Raw genomic sequence first — 660 nt, 5'->3', positions numbered from 1 at the left:
CGCTATAAATTGGTGGAAGAGCATTTCGACTATCAACGTTACTATGGTTTGTCTGCGAAAACACTGATTGGCATGAAAAAAACCCGTTTCAAATTTCCAAATAGCTCTCAAGCAGCGCAAGATTTTGGAACGATTGTTATCCCCACCTACAGCGGTGAACCTGATAATTAATCATAGGGAGGAAGCAAGACATGGCAGATCAATTACCACCTCCACTACAGGGGAGAAATCTTCACACCCAACAGGTGAGTTTCTTACGTTTGAATATCTCGCATAAAGATAAGCATCTTACGGAGAAAATTGGGATATTACCTCGTGGCGCTTTGATCACTTCGATTAAAGCTTTTGTCAAGACCGCGTTTTCTGAGGCAAAATTAAAGATAGGCAGCACCTATGGAGGCAATGAGTTCAGTGAAAAGGACATCAAAGCCCAAGGTACGCAAGATTTTACGCCAACAGATCAAAAGTCTTTTGTTGCAGATGATAAGGAGATGACCCTTTATGCAACACGGGATAAAACAACTGCGGCTGGTGAGTGTATTGTGGTTGTGCAATTCGTAACAAATCATTGAGGGGATAAGACATGGCAGATTATTTACCACAGCCCTTGCAAGGGAGAAATCTTCATACCCAGCAGGTAAGCTTTTTGCGGCTTAATTT

General features: G+C 42.1%; 2 protein-coding genes. Both read left to right on the top strand.

The features are described from left to right. Nucleotides 1-171: DUF4043 family protein (locus tag ACFIJP_RS09505; RefSeq protein ID WP_375627045.1), on the top strand; the 171-nt coding region annotated here is incomplete at its 5' end. Between the two features lie 20 nt (nt 172-191). Then, entirely contained in the window at nt 192-572 is a 381-nt protein-coding gene (locus ACFIJP_RS09500) for a hypothetical protein (protein ID WP_375627176.1), read from the top strand. The last annotated feature ends 88 nt before the right edge of the window (nt 573-660 follow it).

The organism is Bartonella sp. MU37NMGALS (assembly GCF_042194015.1).
GTDB lineage: Bacteria > Pseudomonadota > Alphaproteobacteria > Rhizobiales > Rhizobiaceae > Bartonella > Bartonella grahamii.
This window is presented reverse-complemented; position numbering and strand designations above follow the sequence as displayed.